This window comes from Cytobacillus sp. S13-E01 (genome assembly GCF_029193815.1).
In the GTDB taxonomy this organism is placed as follows: domain Bacteria; phylum Bacillota; class Bacilli; order Bacillales; family Bacillaceae_L; genus Bacillus_BV.
In genome coordinates this window covers 1-16938 of the sequence record NZ_JARFVC010000037.1, presented here as the reverse complement: position 1 = coordinate 16938, position 16938 = coordinate 1, and the positions used below count along the sequence as shown (strand labels likewise).

Annotated in this window: 13 protein-coding genes and 1 rRNA gene; 9 read left to right on the top strand and 5 right to left on the bottom strand. The window is 36.1% G+C overall.

Annotation, left to right across the window (positions count from 1 at the left end):
• Positions 1-29: 29 nt before the first annotated feature.
• From mnmE to rpmH, 5 genes are all read right to left on the bottom strand, one after another.
• Complete coding sequence (gene mnmE / locus PY093_RS17785) at positions 30-1415, bottom strand: tRNA uridine-5-carboxymethylaminomethyl(34) synthesis GTPase MnmE (protein WP_275647151.1); 1386 nt, start codon at positions 1413-1415, stop codon at positions 30-32.
• Between the two features lie 528 nt (positions 1416-1943).
• On the bottom strand, positions 1944-2564 hold the full coding sequence (jag, locus tag PY093_RS17780; RefSeq protein ID WP_275647150.1) for an RNA-binding cell elongation regulator Jag/EloR: 621 nt from the start codon (positions 2562-2564) through the stop codon (positions 1944-1946).
• A complete protein-coding gene (spoIIIJ, locus tag PY093_RS17775) occupies positions 2561-3286 on the bottom strand; it encodes a YidC family membrane integrase SpoIIIJ (RefSeq protein WP_275647173.1) in 726 nt (241 codons plus the stop codon). Before spoIIIJ ends, jag begins: the two co-directional genes overlap by 4 nt.
• A gap of 230 nt (positions 3287-3516) precedes the next feature.
• Entirely contained in the window at positions 3517-3867 is a 351-nt protein-coding gene (gene rnpA, locus PY093_RS17770) for a ribonuclease P protein component (protein WP_275647149.1), read from the bottom strand.
• 359 nt (positions 3868-4226) lie between these two features.
• Positions 4227-4361 (bottom strand): 50S ribosomal protein L34, encoded by a 135-nt coding sequence (gene rpmH / locus PY093_RS17765; protein ID WP_275647148.1) that lies wholly within the window; start codon positions 4359-4361, stop codon positions 4227-4229.
• A 1260-nt stretch (positions 4362-5621) separates the two neighbouring features.
• On the opposite strand from rpmH, the gene dnaA reads away from it, so the two are divergent.
• The 9 genes from dnaA to PY093_RS17720 form a co-directional block, all read left to right on the top strand.
• The gene (dnaA, locus tag PY093_RS17760; RefSeq protein WP_275647147.1) at positions 5622-6971 is read left to right on the top strand and encodes a chromosomal replication initiator protein DnaA; all 1350 of its coding nucleotides are present in this window, start codon (positions 5622-5624) and stop codon (positions 6969-6971) included.
• Between the two features lie 224 nt (positions 6972-7195).
• Positions 7196-8335, top strand: coding sequence for a DNA polymerase III subunit beta (gene dnaN / locus PY093_RS17755; protein WP_275647146.1), 1140 nt, complete (start codon positions 7196-7198; stop codon positions 8333-8335).
• Between the two features lie 163 nt (positions 8336-8498).
• Positions 8499-8714, top strand: coding sequence for a S4 domain-containing protein YaaA (gene yaaA / locus PY093_RS17750; RefSeq protein ID WP_275647172.1), 216 nt, complete (start codon positions 8499-8501; stop codon positions 8712-8714).
• Positions 8715-8729: 15 nt separating this feature from the next.
• Positions 8730-9848 carry a DNA replication/repair protein RecF gene (gene recF, locus PY093_RS17745; protein WP_275647145.1) on the top strand — a complete coding sequence of 373 codons (1119 nt, stop codon included), beginning with the start codon at positions 8730-8732 and terminating at the stop codon, positions 9846-9848.
• Between the two features lie 9 nt (positions 9849-9857).
• Positions 9858-10130 carry an extracellular matrix regulator RemB gene (gene remB / locus PY093_RS17740; protein WP_275647144.1) on the top strand — a complete coding sequence of 91 codons (273 nt, stop codon included), beginning with the start codon at positions 9858-9860 and terminating at the stop codon, positions 10128-10130.
• A gap of 73 nt (positions 10131-10203) precedes the next feature.
• Positions 10204-12126: a DNA topoisomerase (ATP-hydrolyzing) subunit B gene (gene gyrB / locus PY093_RS17735; protein WP_275647171.1), complete on the top strand. Its 1923-nt coding sequence runs from the start codon at positions 10204-10206 to the stop codon at positions 12124-12126.
• A 339-nt stretch (positions 12127-12465) separates the two neighbouring features.
• A complete protein-coding gene (gene gyrA, locus PY093_RS17730; protein ID WP_275647143.1) occupies positions 12466-15012 on the top strand; it encodes a DNA gyrase subunit A in 2547 nt (848 codons plus the stop codon).
• Between the two features lie 94 nt (positions 15013-15106).
• Positions 15107-16183 (top strand): HD-GYP domain-containing protein, encoded by a 1077-nt coding sequence (locus PY093_RS17725; protein WP_275647142.1) that lies wholly within the window; start codon positions 15107-15109, stop codon positions 16181-16183.
• A 357-nt stretch (positions 16184-16540) separates the two neighbouring features.
• Positions 16541-16938: ribosomal RNA gene (locus PY093_RS17720) — 16S ribosomal RNA — on the top strand; the annotation flags it as partial.

Genomic DNA, 16938 nt, shown 5'->3' with positions numbered 1-16938 from the left:
AGGCACCTCCTTATCATTTCTAAACATGGTTATTTTCCTAAACAAAACTGTGAAAATAATTGATTTATTAGACTTTCATGTACTGCATCACCGATGATCTCACCGAGCAATTCCCATGTCCTAGTAAGGTCAATTTGCACCAAATCAATTGGTACGCTCATTTCAATACCTGTAATTGCATCATTTATTGTCTTTTTAGCCTGATTTAATAACGCTATATGACGAGAGTTGGATACATAGGTCAAGTCACTGGCTTCAAGGCTTCCAGCAAAGAACATCGAAGAAATAGACTCCTCAATAGTATCAATGCCTTCTTCTTCAAGTATTGATGTCGTAACGAGGTGTTGATTACCTGTTAATTGCTTCACTCTTTCTATATCTATTTTCCTAGGAAGATCTGTTTTATTTATAATGACTATTGTATCCATACCTTTAACAGCTTCAAACAATTGTTTATCTTGATCCGTTAGCTCTTCATTATTATTAAGGACAAGAAGTATTAAATCTGCTTTTTTCAAAACCTCTCTAGACCGCTCTACACCAATACGTTCAACAATATCTTCCGTCTCGCGTATCCCTGCCGTATCGACAAGACGCAAAGGGACACCCCTAACATTGACATATTCCTCAATAACGTCCCGGGTTGTACCAGGAACATCGGTAACAATAGCCTTATTTTCGTGAACTAGGCTATTTAATAATGATGATTTTCCAACATTCGGCCTTCCGATAATAACAGTTGAAAGACCTTCACGCAATATTTTGCCTTGATTTGATGTTTGTAGAAGTTTATTTATTACTCCATGAACAAATAAAGCTTTTTCAATTAGGACAGAATGTGTCATTTCTTCTACATCATCATATTCAGGGTAGTCAATATTTACTTCAATGTGAGCTAAGGTTTCCAATAGTTCCTGCCTTAATTTTTGAATCAGCTTTGACAAACGACCTTCCATTTGGTCAATCGCTACAGTCATTGCTCGGTCTGTCTTTGCTCTTATTAAATCCATGACAGCTTCAGCTTGGGATAAATCGATTCTTCCATTTAAAAATGCTCTCTTTGTAAATTCTCCTGGTTCTGCCAGTCTTGCCCCTTTAGCTAAGACCAACTGTAATACTCTATTTACAGAAACTAATCCACCATGGCAGTTAATTTCGACAATATCTTCTCTCGTAAATGTTTTTGGTCCTCTCATTAAAGAAACCATTACTTCCTCAACAACTTGATCTAAATCAGGGTCTACTATATTTCCATAATGAATCGTATGTGTTGCTACTTCACTAAGACTTTTCCCTGCTTTACCTTTGAACAATCTATCTGCAATTACAATTGCTTCCTCGCCACTTAAACGAACTATAGCAATTGCTCCTTCTCCCATTGGAGTTGATATTGCGGCAATCGTATCAAATTCCATTACTCCACCTCTTTTGCCACTTCACGGTTGCATTTCCTACAATACAAACTTTTTCATCATTTACTCATACAAAATTTAGTATTCCCTAATTATCCACAAGGGATAACGTTACCGTTCCTTTTTTTAAAACGTTACTATGATTTTAACTTATCCACATGTGAATAACAATATTAAAACAAACAAATATCGACAGTTAGAGTAATCCACAGGCGGAAATGTAAAGAGGTTACCGTTTGTATAGAAAAGTGACTTTGAAAAATAACAAGAAAAAAGACTTGATATATAACCAAGTCTAAAAGATTTTTTTTACAACCTGAGAACATAAGAAAAGCGCAGGGCGCCCGCCTTTCGGCGACAAGCATAAGACGAGCCGTCTGGAAGGTTGTTCTTTGACCTTCCAGACGGATTGGCTTATACCATAGAGCCGATGGCGCCCGGAGCTAGACACTAAAAACTAGGTACAAACTTTTATACTTTCTTACCTTTTCAAAAAGCCCTAGGACCGAAATCCTAGGGCTTTTTGAAATACTATTTAACTGGTGATATAACGATGTGACGCTTAGGATCTGCACCACTTGAATATGTTTTAACTTTTCTATTTGAGACTAGAGCGGTATGAATCACCTTTCGCTCGTATGAAGGCATTGGTTCTAATGGTACATCTTGTTTAGTTCGAATAGCTTTTTCTGCAAGTCTTCCAGCAAGTTGAACTAATGTTTCTTTACGTCGCCCTCGATAATTCTCAGCATCAACAATGATATTGATAAATTGCTCTGAAAAGCGATTTGCCACTAGCTGGGTTAAGTATTGCAAGGAATTTAGAGTTTGTCCGCGCTTTCCTATCAGGATTGCTATCTTTTCACCAGAAAGATTGAACTCGACATTTTTCCCCTGGATCGTTACTTGAATGTCTGCTGTAACGCCCATATTTTCAGTAACTTGCTGTAAAAACTTTTTCGCCTCTTCGATTGGATCAATTACTATTGATACTTTAACAACAGCTGGTCTCGCACCGAAGATCCCAAAGACTCCCTTTTTACCTTCATCAATAATACTAATTTCTGTGCGGTCTTTTGTTGTATTTAGTTGAGCCAAAGCTGATTCTACTGCTTCATCGACGGTTTGCCCTGTAGCAGTTATCTGTTTCACTTTTTTGCTCCTCCCGCAGGTTTTTCAGATGCTTCTTTAAGATCTGGACCTTTAATAAAGTATGTTTGAACAATCATAAACAAGTTACCGACTACCCAGTATAAAGATAGTGCAGCAGGGAAAGTAACTGCAAAGACAATAATCATTACCGGCATGATATAAAGCATCATCGCCATTTGTGGATTTTGGTTTGCCGTACCTGCCATCATGATCTTTTGTTGAATAAACGTTGTAAGACCTGCAACTAACGGCAAGATGTAATACGGATCTGATTCTCCAAGATCAAACCATAAAAAGTTATGATTAGCAATTGCTTCAGTTCTCATGATTGCATGGTAAAAACCAATTAAAATCGGCATCTGTATGATTAGTGGGAAACACCCTGCCAATGGATTAACACCATGTTTTTGAAAAAGCTGCATCGTTTCTTGTTGAAGCTTTTGTTGTGTTTTTTGATCTTTAGAGCTGTATTTTTTTCGTAACTCTTGCATTTCAGGTTGTAATGCTTGCATCGCTTTTGAACTTTTTGTTTGCTTAATCATTAAAGGCAATATAGCAAAACGTATTATTAGAGTAACAATAATAATTGCCAATCCATAATTTTCATTCGTTAAGTTAGCAAAGTATGTAATGAGCCATGAAAGTGGATAAACAATATATGAATTCCAAAATCCTTCGCTTTCTGCATTAATCGGCACGTTAACTTCAGTACAACCAGTCATGATTGTTAACAGAGCAATTAATGTACTAATCAGTAATATTCGCCTTTTCAACCGTTTTTCCTCCTATAATAAAAGTATTTCCTATTAAAATATTCCAAGAAAAGCGCAAGGCGCGCCAGGAGCTAGACACTAAAACTTGGTACAAACTTTTATACATATGCTATAAAAAATGTAGACACTTCTATTTTATCATTTATCGAGAGAGAATTCTTTCTTTATATTAGAAAAAATTAATGCTTACTTTTCGGCTTTAAAACCTTCGCCACTTTTAAAACATGACGTAAACTACTCGTAACCTCATGATAATCCATTGCTGAAGTTGGTTTTCTAGCAATTATAATATAGTCTTTATTCAAATCAACATAATCTTTATGCTCTAGAAAAAATTGTCTAATAAGTCGTTTGATTCTATTTCTAGTCACTGCATTTCCTATTTTTTTGCTAACCGATAGACCAATCCTAAAATGAGTTTGATCCCTTTCAAGCACATAAATAACAAACTGGCGATTTGCAGTTGAGATCCCTTTTTGGAAAACAGTTTGAAATTCTTTATTATCTTTTATGCGATAATCCTTTTTCATTTATAACACTCCTGGATTTCCTAAGGATAAACTCTAAAACCAAACCCCCTATACCATTATGAGCATAAAGTATTTTGATTTAAACATATAATTTATTCCTTCTCATGCTATTTCTTTCTCAATTTTACAGCAAAGACATTATTTATCCTATGTAAAAGAAATTAAATAAAGTGAAAAAAGCCAGGAATATAGCCTACATACATAATGATGACTCATTTCACAGGCTCAACTATTTTTTAAAATGAACTTTAAATTAATTACCAAAGTGTGGTTGACAAATATCAAACAATCGGAAGTCAATGCAACACTGATTGGACAAACTCTTTATTAGAAAAAAAGACCACTGATGATTCAGTGGCCTATGCTGATAATACTTTTCTTCCCTTTTGACGACGACGAGCTAAGACTTTACGTCCATTACTAGTGCTCATACGGCTACGGAAACCATGAACTTTACTACGCTTACGCTTGTTTGGTTGAAACGTTCTTTTCATTATATGACACCTCCCTAAGGAATTTGCTCTTTATTAAAAAGTTAAAAGACAGTCTTACTAATTATAGTGACGATACCAGTAAATTGTCAACCTTTATCTAATTACTCAACCTAAAGGAATACTATAACTTATTTTTTATATTTAGTAAAACATTTATTTAAGGAATATATTTATAAAGTCACGGAAGCCTAACATTTTAAGTTACGTTTTAATAATTGATTATAGCCTTAACGATGATTTTATTGTTTTACAGCCATGCCAAACTCATTTCATATATTGCTCCTTCTTATTTAGAAGAGGAAGCACCGGTTTCATAAAAATTTAAAAAGGCCTCTGGATCATTTGATTTCGTATTTTCGCTTCCGATTGACGGGCATAAGCCTATAATATTCTGACCGAGGCGCTTCCGCTTTTTTAGGAAATACTAAATGTAGCATTTCAAATTCAGCTTGGTTGTCTAGCTACAGCGCCTAGAAACTCAAGAAACTTCAACTCTGTCAATAGAAGCAAAGAGCGCTTCTTTTGCCAGAGTCTCCAGTTTTCTCGTTTCTGACCGAGGCGCTTCCGCTTTTCGGGATCTGTCTAGCTACGTGCGCTATCGGCTCGAGGTCATAAGCCAATCACTTTCAGAAGGAAAGAACACCTTCTGCAAGCGCTCGTCTTATGCTTGTCGCCGATGAGCAAGCGCCCTCCGCTTTTCTAGGTTGTCTAGCTACAGCGCCTAGAAACTCAAGAAACTTCAACTCTGTCAATAGAAGCAAAGAGCGCTTCTTTTGCCAGAGTCTCCAGTTTTCTCGTTTCTGACCGAGGCGCTTCCGCTTTTCGGGATTGTGGATAGTTTTTTCGACATAATTTTGTATCCACAACAGTTATCGACAAGTTTCACACATTATCTTGTGTTGTGGAAAGTTTTTTTCCACAAGGTATAGATATTGTGGATAAGTTTTAGAAAACCATTGCTTATAAGGGGAATTTTTGATATTATATTTGTGTTTTCACACTTTATAACTTTATCCCATATTTACCGTTATCCACAGTTGTGGATAACATGTGGACACTTTTTCAACAAAGTGGATAAATACTTGTCCACAAAAAGTGAAATTTGTCGAAAAGATACTTTTCTTCTATAATATATAATTATTCACATTCTAGAGCAAATGTATATTTATAACTCACTATACAACTACTTACTTATGCGTTGTACAAACGTTATACAACTAGGTGAAATCCGTAAATCTGAGTAAAAGGAGGGAAAAATAATTGGAAAACATTGCTGATTTATGGACGAAAGCGTTAGGTGAAATAGAGAAAAAACTTAGTAAACCTAGCTTCGAAACATGGCTTAAATCAACAAAGGCACATTCTCTTCAATCTGATACTTTAACAATTACAGCTCCTAACGAGTTCGCAAGAGATTGGCTTGAATCACGTTATTTACACCTTATTGCAGAAACCATCTATGATTTAACAGGTGCTGAATTAAGTATTAAATTTATTATTCCCCAAAATCAGTTAGAAGAGGAATTCGATCTTCGAACTCCAGCAAAGAAAATTTCCAAGCATGATGATGAGCAGATTGAATTACCTCAAAACATGTTAAATCAAAAATATACATTCGATACATTTGTAATTGGATCTGGTAACCGATTTGCACACGCTGCATCACTTGCAGTAGCTGAAGCACCAGCAAAAGCATATAATCCTCTGTTTATCTATGGAGGAGTAGGATTAGGAAAAACCCATCTTATGCACGCAATTGGCCATTATGTATTGGATCATAATCCTAATGCTAAAGTAGTCTATTTATCTTCTGAAAAATTTACAAACGAATTCATTAATTCTATTAGGGATAATAAAGCTGTTGATTTTCGTAATAAATATCGAAGTGTCGATGTTTTACTTATAGATGATATTCAGTTCTTAGCTGGAAAAGAACAAACTCAAGAGGAGTTTTTCCATACATTCAATACACTGCATGAAGAAAGCAAGCAAATTGTTATTTCAAGTGATCGACCCCCAAAAGAGATTCCTACTTTAGAAGACCGCCTACGTTCCAGGTTTGAATGGGGATTAATAACTGATATTACACCTCCTGACCTTGAAACAAGGATTGCAATCCTACGTAAGAAGGCGAAGGCAGAAGGTTTAGATATTCCAAATGAAGTTATGCTATATATTGCGAATCAAATTGATACTAATATTCGTGAGCTTGAAGGTGCATTAATTCGTGTTGTTGCTTATTCTTCTTTAATTAATAAAGATATAAATGCTGACCTGGCAGCTGAAGCTTTACGAGATATTATTCCCGGTTCGAAACCTAAAGTAATTACAATACTAGAAATTCAAAAGGTTGTAGGTGCGCATTTTAATATAAAGCTAGACGACTTCAAAGCAAAGAAACGTACAAAAACAGTTGCATTCCCTCGTCAAATTGCTATGTATTTATCAAGGGAATTAACTGATTTTTCGCTACCTAAAATCGGTGAAGAATTCGGTGGACGAGATCATACAACAGTCATCCACGCCCATGAGAAAATTTCTAGGTTAGTCGAAACTGATGCTTTACTTCAAAAACAAGTAAAAGAAATTCATACCCAATTAAAAGGGTAAACCTAAACTATCGTAGAAAGGTGCTTAGTTATTACACCGGGAAATTTGTGTATAACTAGCATCAGTTTATACACAGTCTATCCACAAGTGGATAGACTGTGTTTCCTTTATCAAATGTAGGTTGTCCACATTTCCACAGGACCTACTATTACTTCTACTATATTTTTAAAAAATAATATACTATTCAGCTCATATTTATTTAGAACAGTTAAGGAGGATTTTTCATGAATTTTATCATTCAAAAAGATTATCTCGTTCAAAGTGTTCAAGATGTAATGAAAGCTATTTCATCACGAACAACCATTCCAATTCTAACTGGGGTTAAAATTGTTGCTACAACTGAAGGTGTTTCCTTAACAGGCAGTGATTCCGACATTTCTATTGAATCATTTATACCTACGGAAGAAGATGGCAATGAGATCGTTGAGATAAGAGAAACTGGAAGCATAGTGTTACAAGCTCGCTTTTTTCATGAAATTGTTAAAAAACTACCTAAAGATACAGTTGAGATTGAGGTTCAAAATCATTTTTCTACTATTATCCGTTCAGGAAAGGCGCAATTCAACTTAAATGGTTTAGATGCTGAGGAATACCCTCATTTACCACAGATTGAAGAGGAAAATATGTTTCAGATTCCTACAGATTTATTGAAAAATATTATTCGTCTAACTGTTTTTGCGGTGTCCACCTCAGAAACACGCCCTATCTTGACAGGTGTAAACTGGAAGGTTGGAAATAGCGAATTAACCTGTACTGCAACAGATAGTCATCGATTAGCCATGAGAAAAGCCCGTGTTGAGACTGCAAATGAAGATACGGATACTTACAATGTAGTCATACCAGGGAAAAGTTTGAATGAACTTAGTAAAATCTTAGATGATACAGATGAATTAGTTGATATTGTTATCACGGAAAACCAAGTTCTTTTTAAGACTAAACACTTACTATTTTTCTCACGATTACTTGACGGGAACTACCCTGATACATCTAGATTAATTCCAGACGAAAGTAAGACAGATGTTGTAATCTCAACAAAGGATTTTTTACAAGCTATTGATCGCGCATCGCTATTAGGAGAAGGTAAAAATAATGTAGTTAAACTATCTGCATTTTTAGATGGTATTATCGAGATTTCTTCTAATACCCCCGAAATTGGAAAAGTAATTGAGGAAATTCAAAGCCAATCAATCGAGGGTGAAGAATTGAAAATATCTTTCAGTGCAAAATACATGATGGAGGCATTAAAAGCGCTAGACAGTACGGAAATCAAAGTCAGCTTTACCGGTGCGATGAGACCATTTTTAATTCGCACAATTCAAAACGATTCAATTTTACATTTAATCCTTCCTGTTCGTACTTTTTAGAAATATCAAATAGGGAATCTAACAAATATTAAGCTTAGCTACTAGTCATTGAAAATTCATTCTAGTAGCTTTCTTTGATATTTCGGGATTATTTAGTATGATTGAGGTATAATTAGTGGTTGGTATCCAAAATAACCAAACGAACGAAAGTAGGCGATTCAATATGGCTAAACAGATTGAAATTTCTACAGAGTATATCCCGTTAGGTCAGTTTTTAAAATTAGCAGAACTCATTCAAACTGGTGGAATGGCAAAGTGGTTTTTAAGTGAGCATGAAATCTATGTGAATGGTGAGCTTGAGAACCGTCGGGGCAAAAAACTTAAAAATAACGATACGGTAGATATACCAGGCTTTGGTACCTTTATTGTTAAAACATAAAGTGGGTGATCCCCTTTGTTTATAAAAGAATTATCATTAACGAATTATCGAAACTACGAAAGTCTTGAAGCAATCTTTGAGGATAAAGTAAATGTCATCCTAGGTGAAAATGCACAAGGAAAAACAAATGTGATGGAATCGATCTATGTATTAGCCATGGCGAAATCACATCGGACTTCAAATGATAAAGATCTTATTCGTTGGGAGCAAGAGTATGCTAAAATAGAGGGTAGGATAAAAAAACGGAATAGCCCTTTATCATTACAATTAGTTATTTCAAAAAAAGGTAAAAAAGCAAAAAGTAATCATCTTGAACAAAAGAAACTAAGTCAATATGTAGGTAGTATGAATGTTGTTATGTTTGCCCCTGAAGACTTAAACCTAGTTAAAGGCAGCCCTCAAATTAGAAGGCGTTTTATTGATATGGAGATTGGCCAGGTTTCACCAGTGTATCTCCACGATTTAAGTCAGTATCAGAAGATTTTAGGACAACGCAATCATTACCTGAAATTACTTCAAACAAAACGTCAGACAGATCAGACGATGTTAGATGTTCTAACTGATCAGCTTATAGAAGTAGCTGGTCGAATTATAAATAAGCGATTTGAGTTTCTAGCACTATTACAAAAGTGGGCTGAACCTATCCATCATGGAATTAGTAGAGGCCTAGAAACACTAGAAATTATATATAAACCATCTGTAGAGGTATCAGAAGAGATAGATTTGTCGAAAATAATAGAAGCATATGTTGAAAAATTTGCTAAAATAAGAGATAGGGAGCTAGAGCGAGGAATTACATTAGCAGGACCACACCGTGATGACTTAGCTTTCTTTGTAAATAACAAGGATGTCCAAACCTATGGTTCTCAAGGACAACAACGGACAACAGCCCTCTCACTAAAACTTGCAGAAATAGAGTTAATTCATTCTGAGATTGGTGAGTATCCGATTCTGTTATTAGATGATGTTTTATCAGAATTGGATGATTATAGACAATCACATTTATTAAATACGATCCAAGGTAAGGTACAAACATTTGTTACAACGACAAGTGTTGATGGAATAAATCATGAAACATTAAGACAGGCAGCCACTTTTAATGTGACTGCTGGAGAAATGACAAAGCTTAAATGAGGTGATGAAATGTTCATTCACTTAGGGGATAATGTCATCGTTCGTTCATGTGATGTGGTAACTATTCTCGATCGTCAATTATTAAAATCTTCATCAATCGTGAACGAGTTTTTAGATATACAAAAGCACCGAATTATTGAACTAGCTTGTGGTGACACAAAATCGGTTGTGATCACAGTTGATAAGATATATCTTTCACCACTGTCATCTAGTACGTTAAAAAAACGTGCACAACATGTTTCTGAATTAGAGAGAGTTTTTGAAGAAGAAATAGCTGAATAATAACTGATAAAGAACACGTCATTTTAATAGTTAATAGGTTTTGTCAAATGAAAGTTGGGTGGTATAAGTGGCAATGGAACAAAAAGAGATGAATGAACAAGCGTATGACGAAAATCAGATTCAAGTTCTTGAAGGTTTAGAAGCAGTACGTAAACGTCCAGGAATGTATATTGGATCAACAAGTGGAAGAGGACTTCACCATCTAGTATGGGAAATTGTCGATAATAGTATTGATGAGGCATTAGCGGGACACTGTGATGAAGTTAACGTCTACATTGAGGCTGATAACAGTATTACAGTAAAAGATAATGGTCGTGGTATCCCAGTTGGAATCCATGAAAAAATGGGCAGACCGGCTGTAGAAGTCATTTTAACAGTACTGCATGCTGGTGGAAAATTTGATGGTGGAGGCTATAAGGTTTCAGGTGGTCTACATGGTGTAGGTGCATCAGTTGTTAATGCACTTTCAACCTTACTTGAGGTTCACGTTCATAGAGATGGTAAGATCCACTACCAAAAATTTGAACGCGGAGTACCAATTAGTGATCTTGAAATCGTCGGTGAAACAGATCACACTGGGACAATTATTCATTTTGTTCCAGACGTAGAAATTTTTAAAGAAACGCTAGAATATGATTTTGATACTTTAGCAAACCGTCTACGTGAGTTAGCCTTCTTAACGCGTGGTGTAAAAATCACGATAGAGGATAAACGTGAGGAAAAGAAAGAAAAAGAATACTTCTACGAAGGCGGAATTAAGTCGTACGTAGAACATTTAAACCGTACAAGAGAAGTTATTCATGAAGAGCCTGTATTTGTTGAAGGTGAGCGTGAAGGCATCACAATTGAAGTAGCTCTGCAATATAACGATAGCTATACTAGTAATATCTATTCGTATGCAAATAATATTCACACCCATGAAGGTGGAACACATGAAGCGGGCTTTAAAACAGCGTTAACCCGAATTATTAATGATTATGCTAGAAAACATCACATCTTTAAAGAAAATGATGCCAACCTAAGCGGAGATGACGTTCGTGAGGGGATAACTGCCATTATTTCGATAAAACACCCTGACCCACAATTCGAGGGTCAAACGAAAACAAAACTAGGAAATAGTGAAGCAAGAACCATTACAGAGTCCATTTTCTCTGAAAAATTCGAATCATTTTTATTAGAAAATCCATCTGTAGCAAGAAAGATTGTTGAAAAAGGTGTTATGGCTGCACGTGCAAGATTAGCAGCGAAAAAAGCGCGTGAATTAACTAGAAGAAAAAGTGCTTTAGAAATTTCGAATTTACCTGGTAAGCTTGCAGATTGTTCCTCAAAGGATCCTTCAATTAGTGAAATATATATAGTTGAGGGAGATTCAGCGGGTGGTTCAGCAAAGCAAGGACGTGATCGTCATTTCCAAGCAATCCTGCCATTAAGAGGGAAAATCCTTAATGTTGAAAAAGCACGATTAGATAAAATTTTATCAAATAACGAGATTCGAACAATTATTACAGCGCTAGGAACAGGTATTGGAGAAGATTTTGATATCTCCAAAGCTAGATATCATAAAATTGTTATCATGACAGATGCGGATGTAGATGGTGCTCATATCCGAACATTGATTTTAACTTTCTTTTATCGTTATATGAGAAAAATACTCGAGCATGGCTATATTTATATCGCTCAGCCCCCTTTATATAAAATTCAAGCGGGTAAACGTATAGAATACGCCTACAATGATCGCGAAATGGAACAAATTTTATCTGAAATGCCAACTCAACCAAAACCAGGAATTCAACGATATAAAGGTCTTGGGGAAATGAACCCAAGTCAGCTTTGGGAAACAACAATGGATCCTTCTACTAGAACATTACTTCAAGTAAGTCTTCAAGATGCAATGGAAGCGGATGAAACGTTTGATATTTTAATGGGTGACAAGGTTGAACCTAGACGGAATTTCATTGAGGAAAATGCAAAATACGTTAAAAACCTAGATGTTTAGTATTCTTGCAGGATAGAAAAATCTATCCTGTCTTTTACATAAGAAAAGCGTAGGGTACCCGTTCAGCGACGTATGTACTAAAACCGGTCCGCATGAGATAAAGGAAACACGAAGTATGATAGTGATTCGATGTTGACTTATTACGCTAGGAACGCGCACGTCCTGTGCGCTACGCCTTACTTGCACATCCTGGATCATCGTCGTAAGGAAGAAAGGGAAGTCCACTAGTCGCTGGGCACCCGTAGCTAGACATAAACTCAAGTTTAAACTTTTATATTTTCACTATTTATTATAGAACCCGAACTATAAATTCTTTACCCTGATTAGGGAGGTCGTTACATGTCTGAAACCAATAATCCCCAAGTAAAAGAAATTAATATTAGTCATGAAATGAGAACATCATTTTTAGATTATGCAATGAGTGTTATTGTGTCCCGTGCTCTTCCAGATGTACGAGATGGTTTAAAACCAGTTCATCGCCGAATTTTATATGCTATGAATGATTTAGGAATGACTTCTGATAAAGCCTTTAAAAAGTCGGCACGTATTGTTGGTGAAGTTATTGGTAAGTATCATCCACACGGTGACACAGCTGTATATGATTCTATGGTACGTATGGCACAAGATTTCAATTTTCGTTATATGCTCGTCGAAGGCCATGGCAACTTTGGATCAGTAGATGGAGATCCTGCTGCTGCAATGCGTTATACCGAAGCGCGTATGTCCAAAATATCCATGGAGCTTATTAGAGATATCAATAAAGATACAATTGATTATAGAGATAACTATGATGGTTCAGAAAGAGAACCTGCAGTTCTACCAGCACGATTTCCCAATCTATTAGTAAATGGTGCTGCTGGTATCGCGGTTGGGATGGCAACAAATATTCCACCACATCAACTAGGCGAAATTATCGATGGCGTATTAGCAATTAGTAAAGACCCTGATATTACTGTTGCCGAATTAATGGAGATTATTCCTGGTCCTGATTTTCCTACTGCAGGACAAATACTTGGAAGAAGTGGTATTCGAAAAGCGTATGAAACTGGACGTGGCTCTATCACAATACGTGCAAAGGTAGAAATCGAAACGAAAAGTAGTGGCAAGGAAGTTATTATCGTAAAGGAATTACCATATCAGGTTAATAAGGCAAAGCTAGTTGAAAAAATTGCTGACCTTGTAAGAGATAAGAAGATTGAAGGTATTACAGATCTTCGTGATGAATCTGACCGTAATGGGATGAGGATGGTAATTGAAGTACGCAAAGATGCGAATGCTAACGTACTTTTAAATAACTTATATAAGCAAACGGCGCTACAAACAAGCTTTGGTATCAACTTGCTTGCTTTAGTTGATGGTCAACCAAAGGTCCTTAACTTAAAGCAATGTCTTTATCATTATCTTGAGCATCAAAAGGTTGTTATACGACGCCGTACAGCTTTTGAATTACGAAAAGCAGAAGCCAGGGCTCATATCTTAGAGGGTTTACGTATTGCATTAGATCACCTAGATGCTGTTATTTCCTTAATTCGTAGTTCTCAAACAACTGAAATTGCTAAAAATGGACTAATGGAACAATTTTCTTTATCCGAAAAACAAGCACAAGCTATCTTAGATATGCGTTTACAGCGTTTAACTGGTTTAGAACGTGAAAAAATTGAAGAAGAGTACCGAAGTCTTGTTCAACTTATTGCAGAACTAAAAGCCATTTTAGCAGATGATGGAAAGGTATTAGATATTATCCGTGAAGAGCTAACTGAAATTAAAGAGCGCTTCAATGATCAACGCCGTACAGAAATTGTAGCGGGTGGAATTGAGATGATTGAAGACGAAGATTTAATTCCACGTGAAAATATTATTATTACCCTAACTCATAATGGGTATATTAAACGACTTCCAGTATCCACGTATCGAAGCCAAAAACGTGGTGGACGTGGTATTCAAGGTATGGGAACAAATGAGAATGATTTTGTTGAACATTTATTAACAACATCAACTCATGACACAATCCTTTACTTTACTAACAAAGGAAAAGTATATCGAACAAAAGGTTATGAAATTCCTGAGTATAGTCGAACAGCCAAAGGGCTACCGATAATAAACTTGCTCGGAATTGAAAAAGGTGAATGGGTAAAAGCGATCATCCCTGTTGAAGAATTTGTTGACGATTGGTATTTATTCTTTACAACAAAAGAAGGCATCTCAAAACGTTCACCATTATCATCCTTTGCTAATATCCGTAATAACGGCTTAATTGCTGTAGGTCTTCGTGAAGAAGATGAACTAATATCTGTTCGATTAACGGATGGAACAAAAGATATTATGATTGGAACAAAGAATGGAATGCTAATTCGATTCAACGAAACAGATGTACGTTCAATGGGTCGAACTGCATCAGGGGTTAAAGGAATCACTCTTGGTGAAGACGATGAAGTTGTAAGTATGGAGATTATTGATGAAAATGTTGACGTGTTAATGGTTACGAAAAATGGTTATGGAAAGAGAACACCAGAATCAGAGTATCGTCTCCAAAGTAGAGGTGGTAAGGGTCTAAAAACAGGCAATATCAATGAAAAGAATGGGCAGGTTGTTGCAGTTAAGGCTGTAACGACTGAAAATGACTTAATGCTGATAACTGGTGCAGGAGTATTAATCAGAATGTCTATTGGTGATATTTCCCAAATAGGAAGAAACACTCAGGGTGTTAAACTAATTCGTCTTGGTGAAAATGAATTTGTTGCAACGGTTGCCATGATTGAAAAAGAAGAACCAATAGATGATGATGAACTAGCTATTGATGAAACTTCTACTGTTAATACTACAACTGAAGAAACAACTAACCAAGAAGTTATCGAAGAAATAACAGATCCAGAAACTGAAGAATAAAAACGAGAGGAACACTATTGCAGTGTTCCTTTTTTTTGGTAAAATGAAATATTATGTGACGAGATAAAATAACGGCTATGGAAGAAGGTTTACAATGAGAGTTAGTACTAGTCAGTTACAAGAGGGTTGTATAGTAGCGAAGGATATCTTTTCGCTTACTAACAAACCAGTAGTGTCTAAAAAAACCGTGTTAACTGAAGAATACATTGAAATTTTAAAAGCATTTTTAATTAAAGATTTGAACGTGGAACCAACACTAGTAAGTGGTGAACCATTTAAACCTTCTGAAATAATAGAAGAAGAAGAGTCGGCAGAGATAATCGCAACAGAGTCTTTAACTGGTCATTATTTGCGAACTGTACAGGAATATAAAAAATTATTTAGTAATTGGCAAGCAGGAGCCCCCATTGATATAGCAAAGGTACGAAATTTGATTTTACCTTTATTCGAAAGAATTGTTGTATTGCCAGGCGAAATTTTTCAATTACGACACTATTCCTCTAAGGAAGATTACTTATATCATCATTCAGTTGTAGTGGGTTTACTTTCTGGCTTAATCGGTAAAAAACTACATTATGACAAAGGTGATTATATCCAACTTACACTTGCAGGCCTTTTAAGTGACTGCGGAATGTCGAAAATAGATCCAAAAGTATTAACCAAAAGGTCTTCACTAACATCAGAAGAATATGCTGATGTAAAAAGACATCCTCTATATAGTTACAAAATGCTTGAAAAAATTCCAGTTCTAAAAGAAAGCGTAAAACTAGCAGTATTTCAACATCATGAAAGAGTGGATGGAAGTGGATATGTGCTAGGTGTGACTGGCGAAAAGTTACACCCCTTTGGTAAAATTGTAGCAGTGGCGGATATCTTTCATGCAATGACATCAGATAGACCTTATAGCAGAAAACAACCTCTCTTTATAGTATTAGAGCAAGTTATCCAAGATAGTTTCGGAAAATTTGATCTCCAAGTTGTCCAAGCCCTAACCAGCATGGTTGCAAATATGTCAATTGGAACGAAGGTTAAATTGTCATCTGGATTAATAGGGGAAATAGTTTTTATCGAAACTAAGTCACCGACAAGGCCAATGATTAAGTTAGATGATAATAATGAGTTTGTTAAGTTAGATAAAAATAGAGACTTACATATTGAGGAAATATTATAGAAAGTACGGACGGGGACTTTAAGTCTCCAACTTTTATATTAAAATAGCTTATTAAGGTTTTCAGAAAGAGAAATTTTTTTATGAATAATGTATTGATTTTTACACACAACCTTGTTATACTTCTATAAGTCGACAAAATGACTTACTTAGTTTAAAAAGATAACTAAAAAGAAGTTGACTCAACATGAATATTTATGTTATATTAATAAAGTCGCCTAAATGCGATGATTGATCTTTGAAAACTGAACACAACACAAGCGTCAATGTTTGTTTTAAAAAAGTAAGTAATGAACATCGAAGATCGTCACGTCCTGTGACAACATCGATGTCAGCACTTCCATGTGCTAGCAATCAACTCTATTGGAGAGTTTGATCCTGGCTCAGGACGAACGCTGGCGGCGTGCCTAATACATGCAAGTCGAGCGGTTCTTAGGAAGCTTGCTTCCTAAAAATAGCGGCGGACGGGTGAGTAACACGTGGGCAACCTACCTATAAGACTGGGATAACTTCGGGAAACCGGAGCTAATACCGGATAATATAAGAGATTACATGGTCTTTTATTGAAAGATGGCTTCTTGCTATCACTTATAGATGGGCCCGCGGCGCATTAGCTAGTTGGTGAGGTAACGGCTCACCAAGGCGACGATGCGTAGCCGACCTGAGAGGGTGATCGGCCACACTGGGACTGAGACACGGCCCAGACTCCTACGGGAGGCAGCAGTAGGGAATCTTCCGCAATGGACGAAAGTCTGACG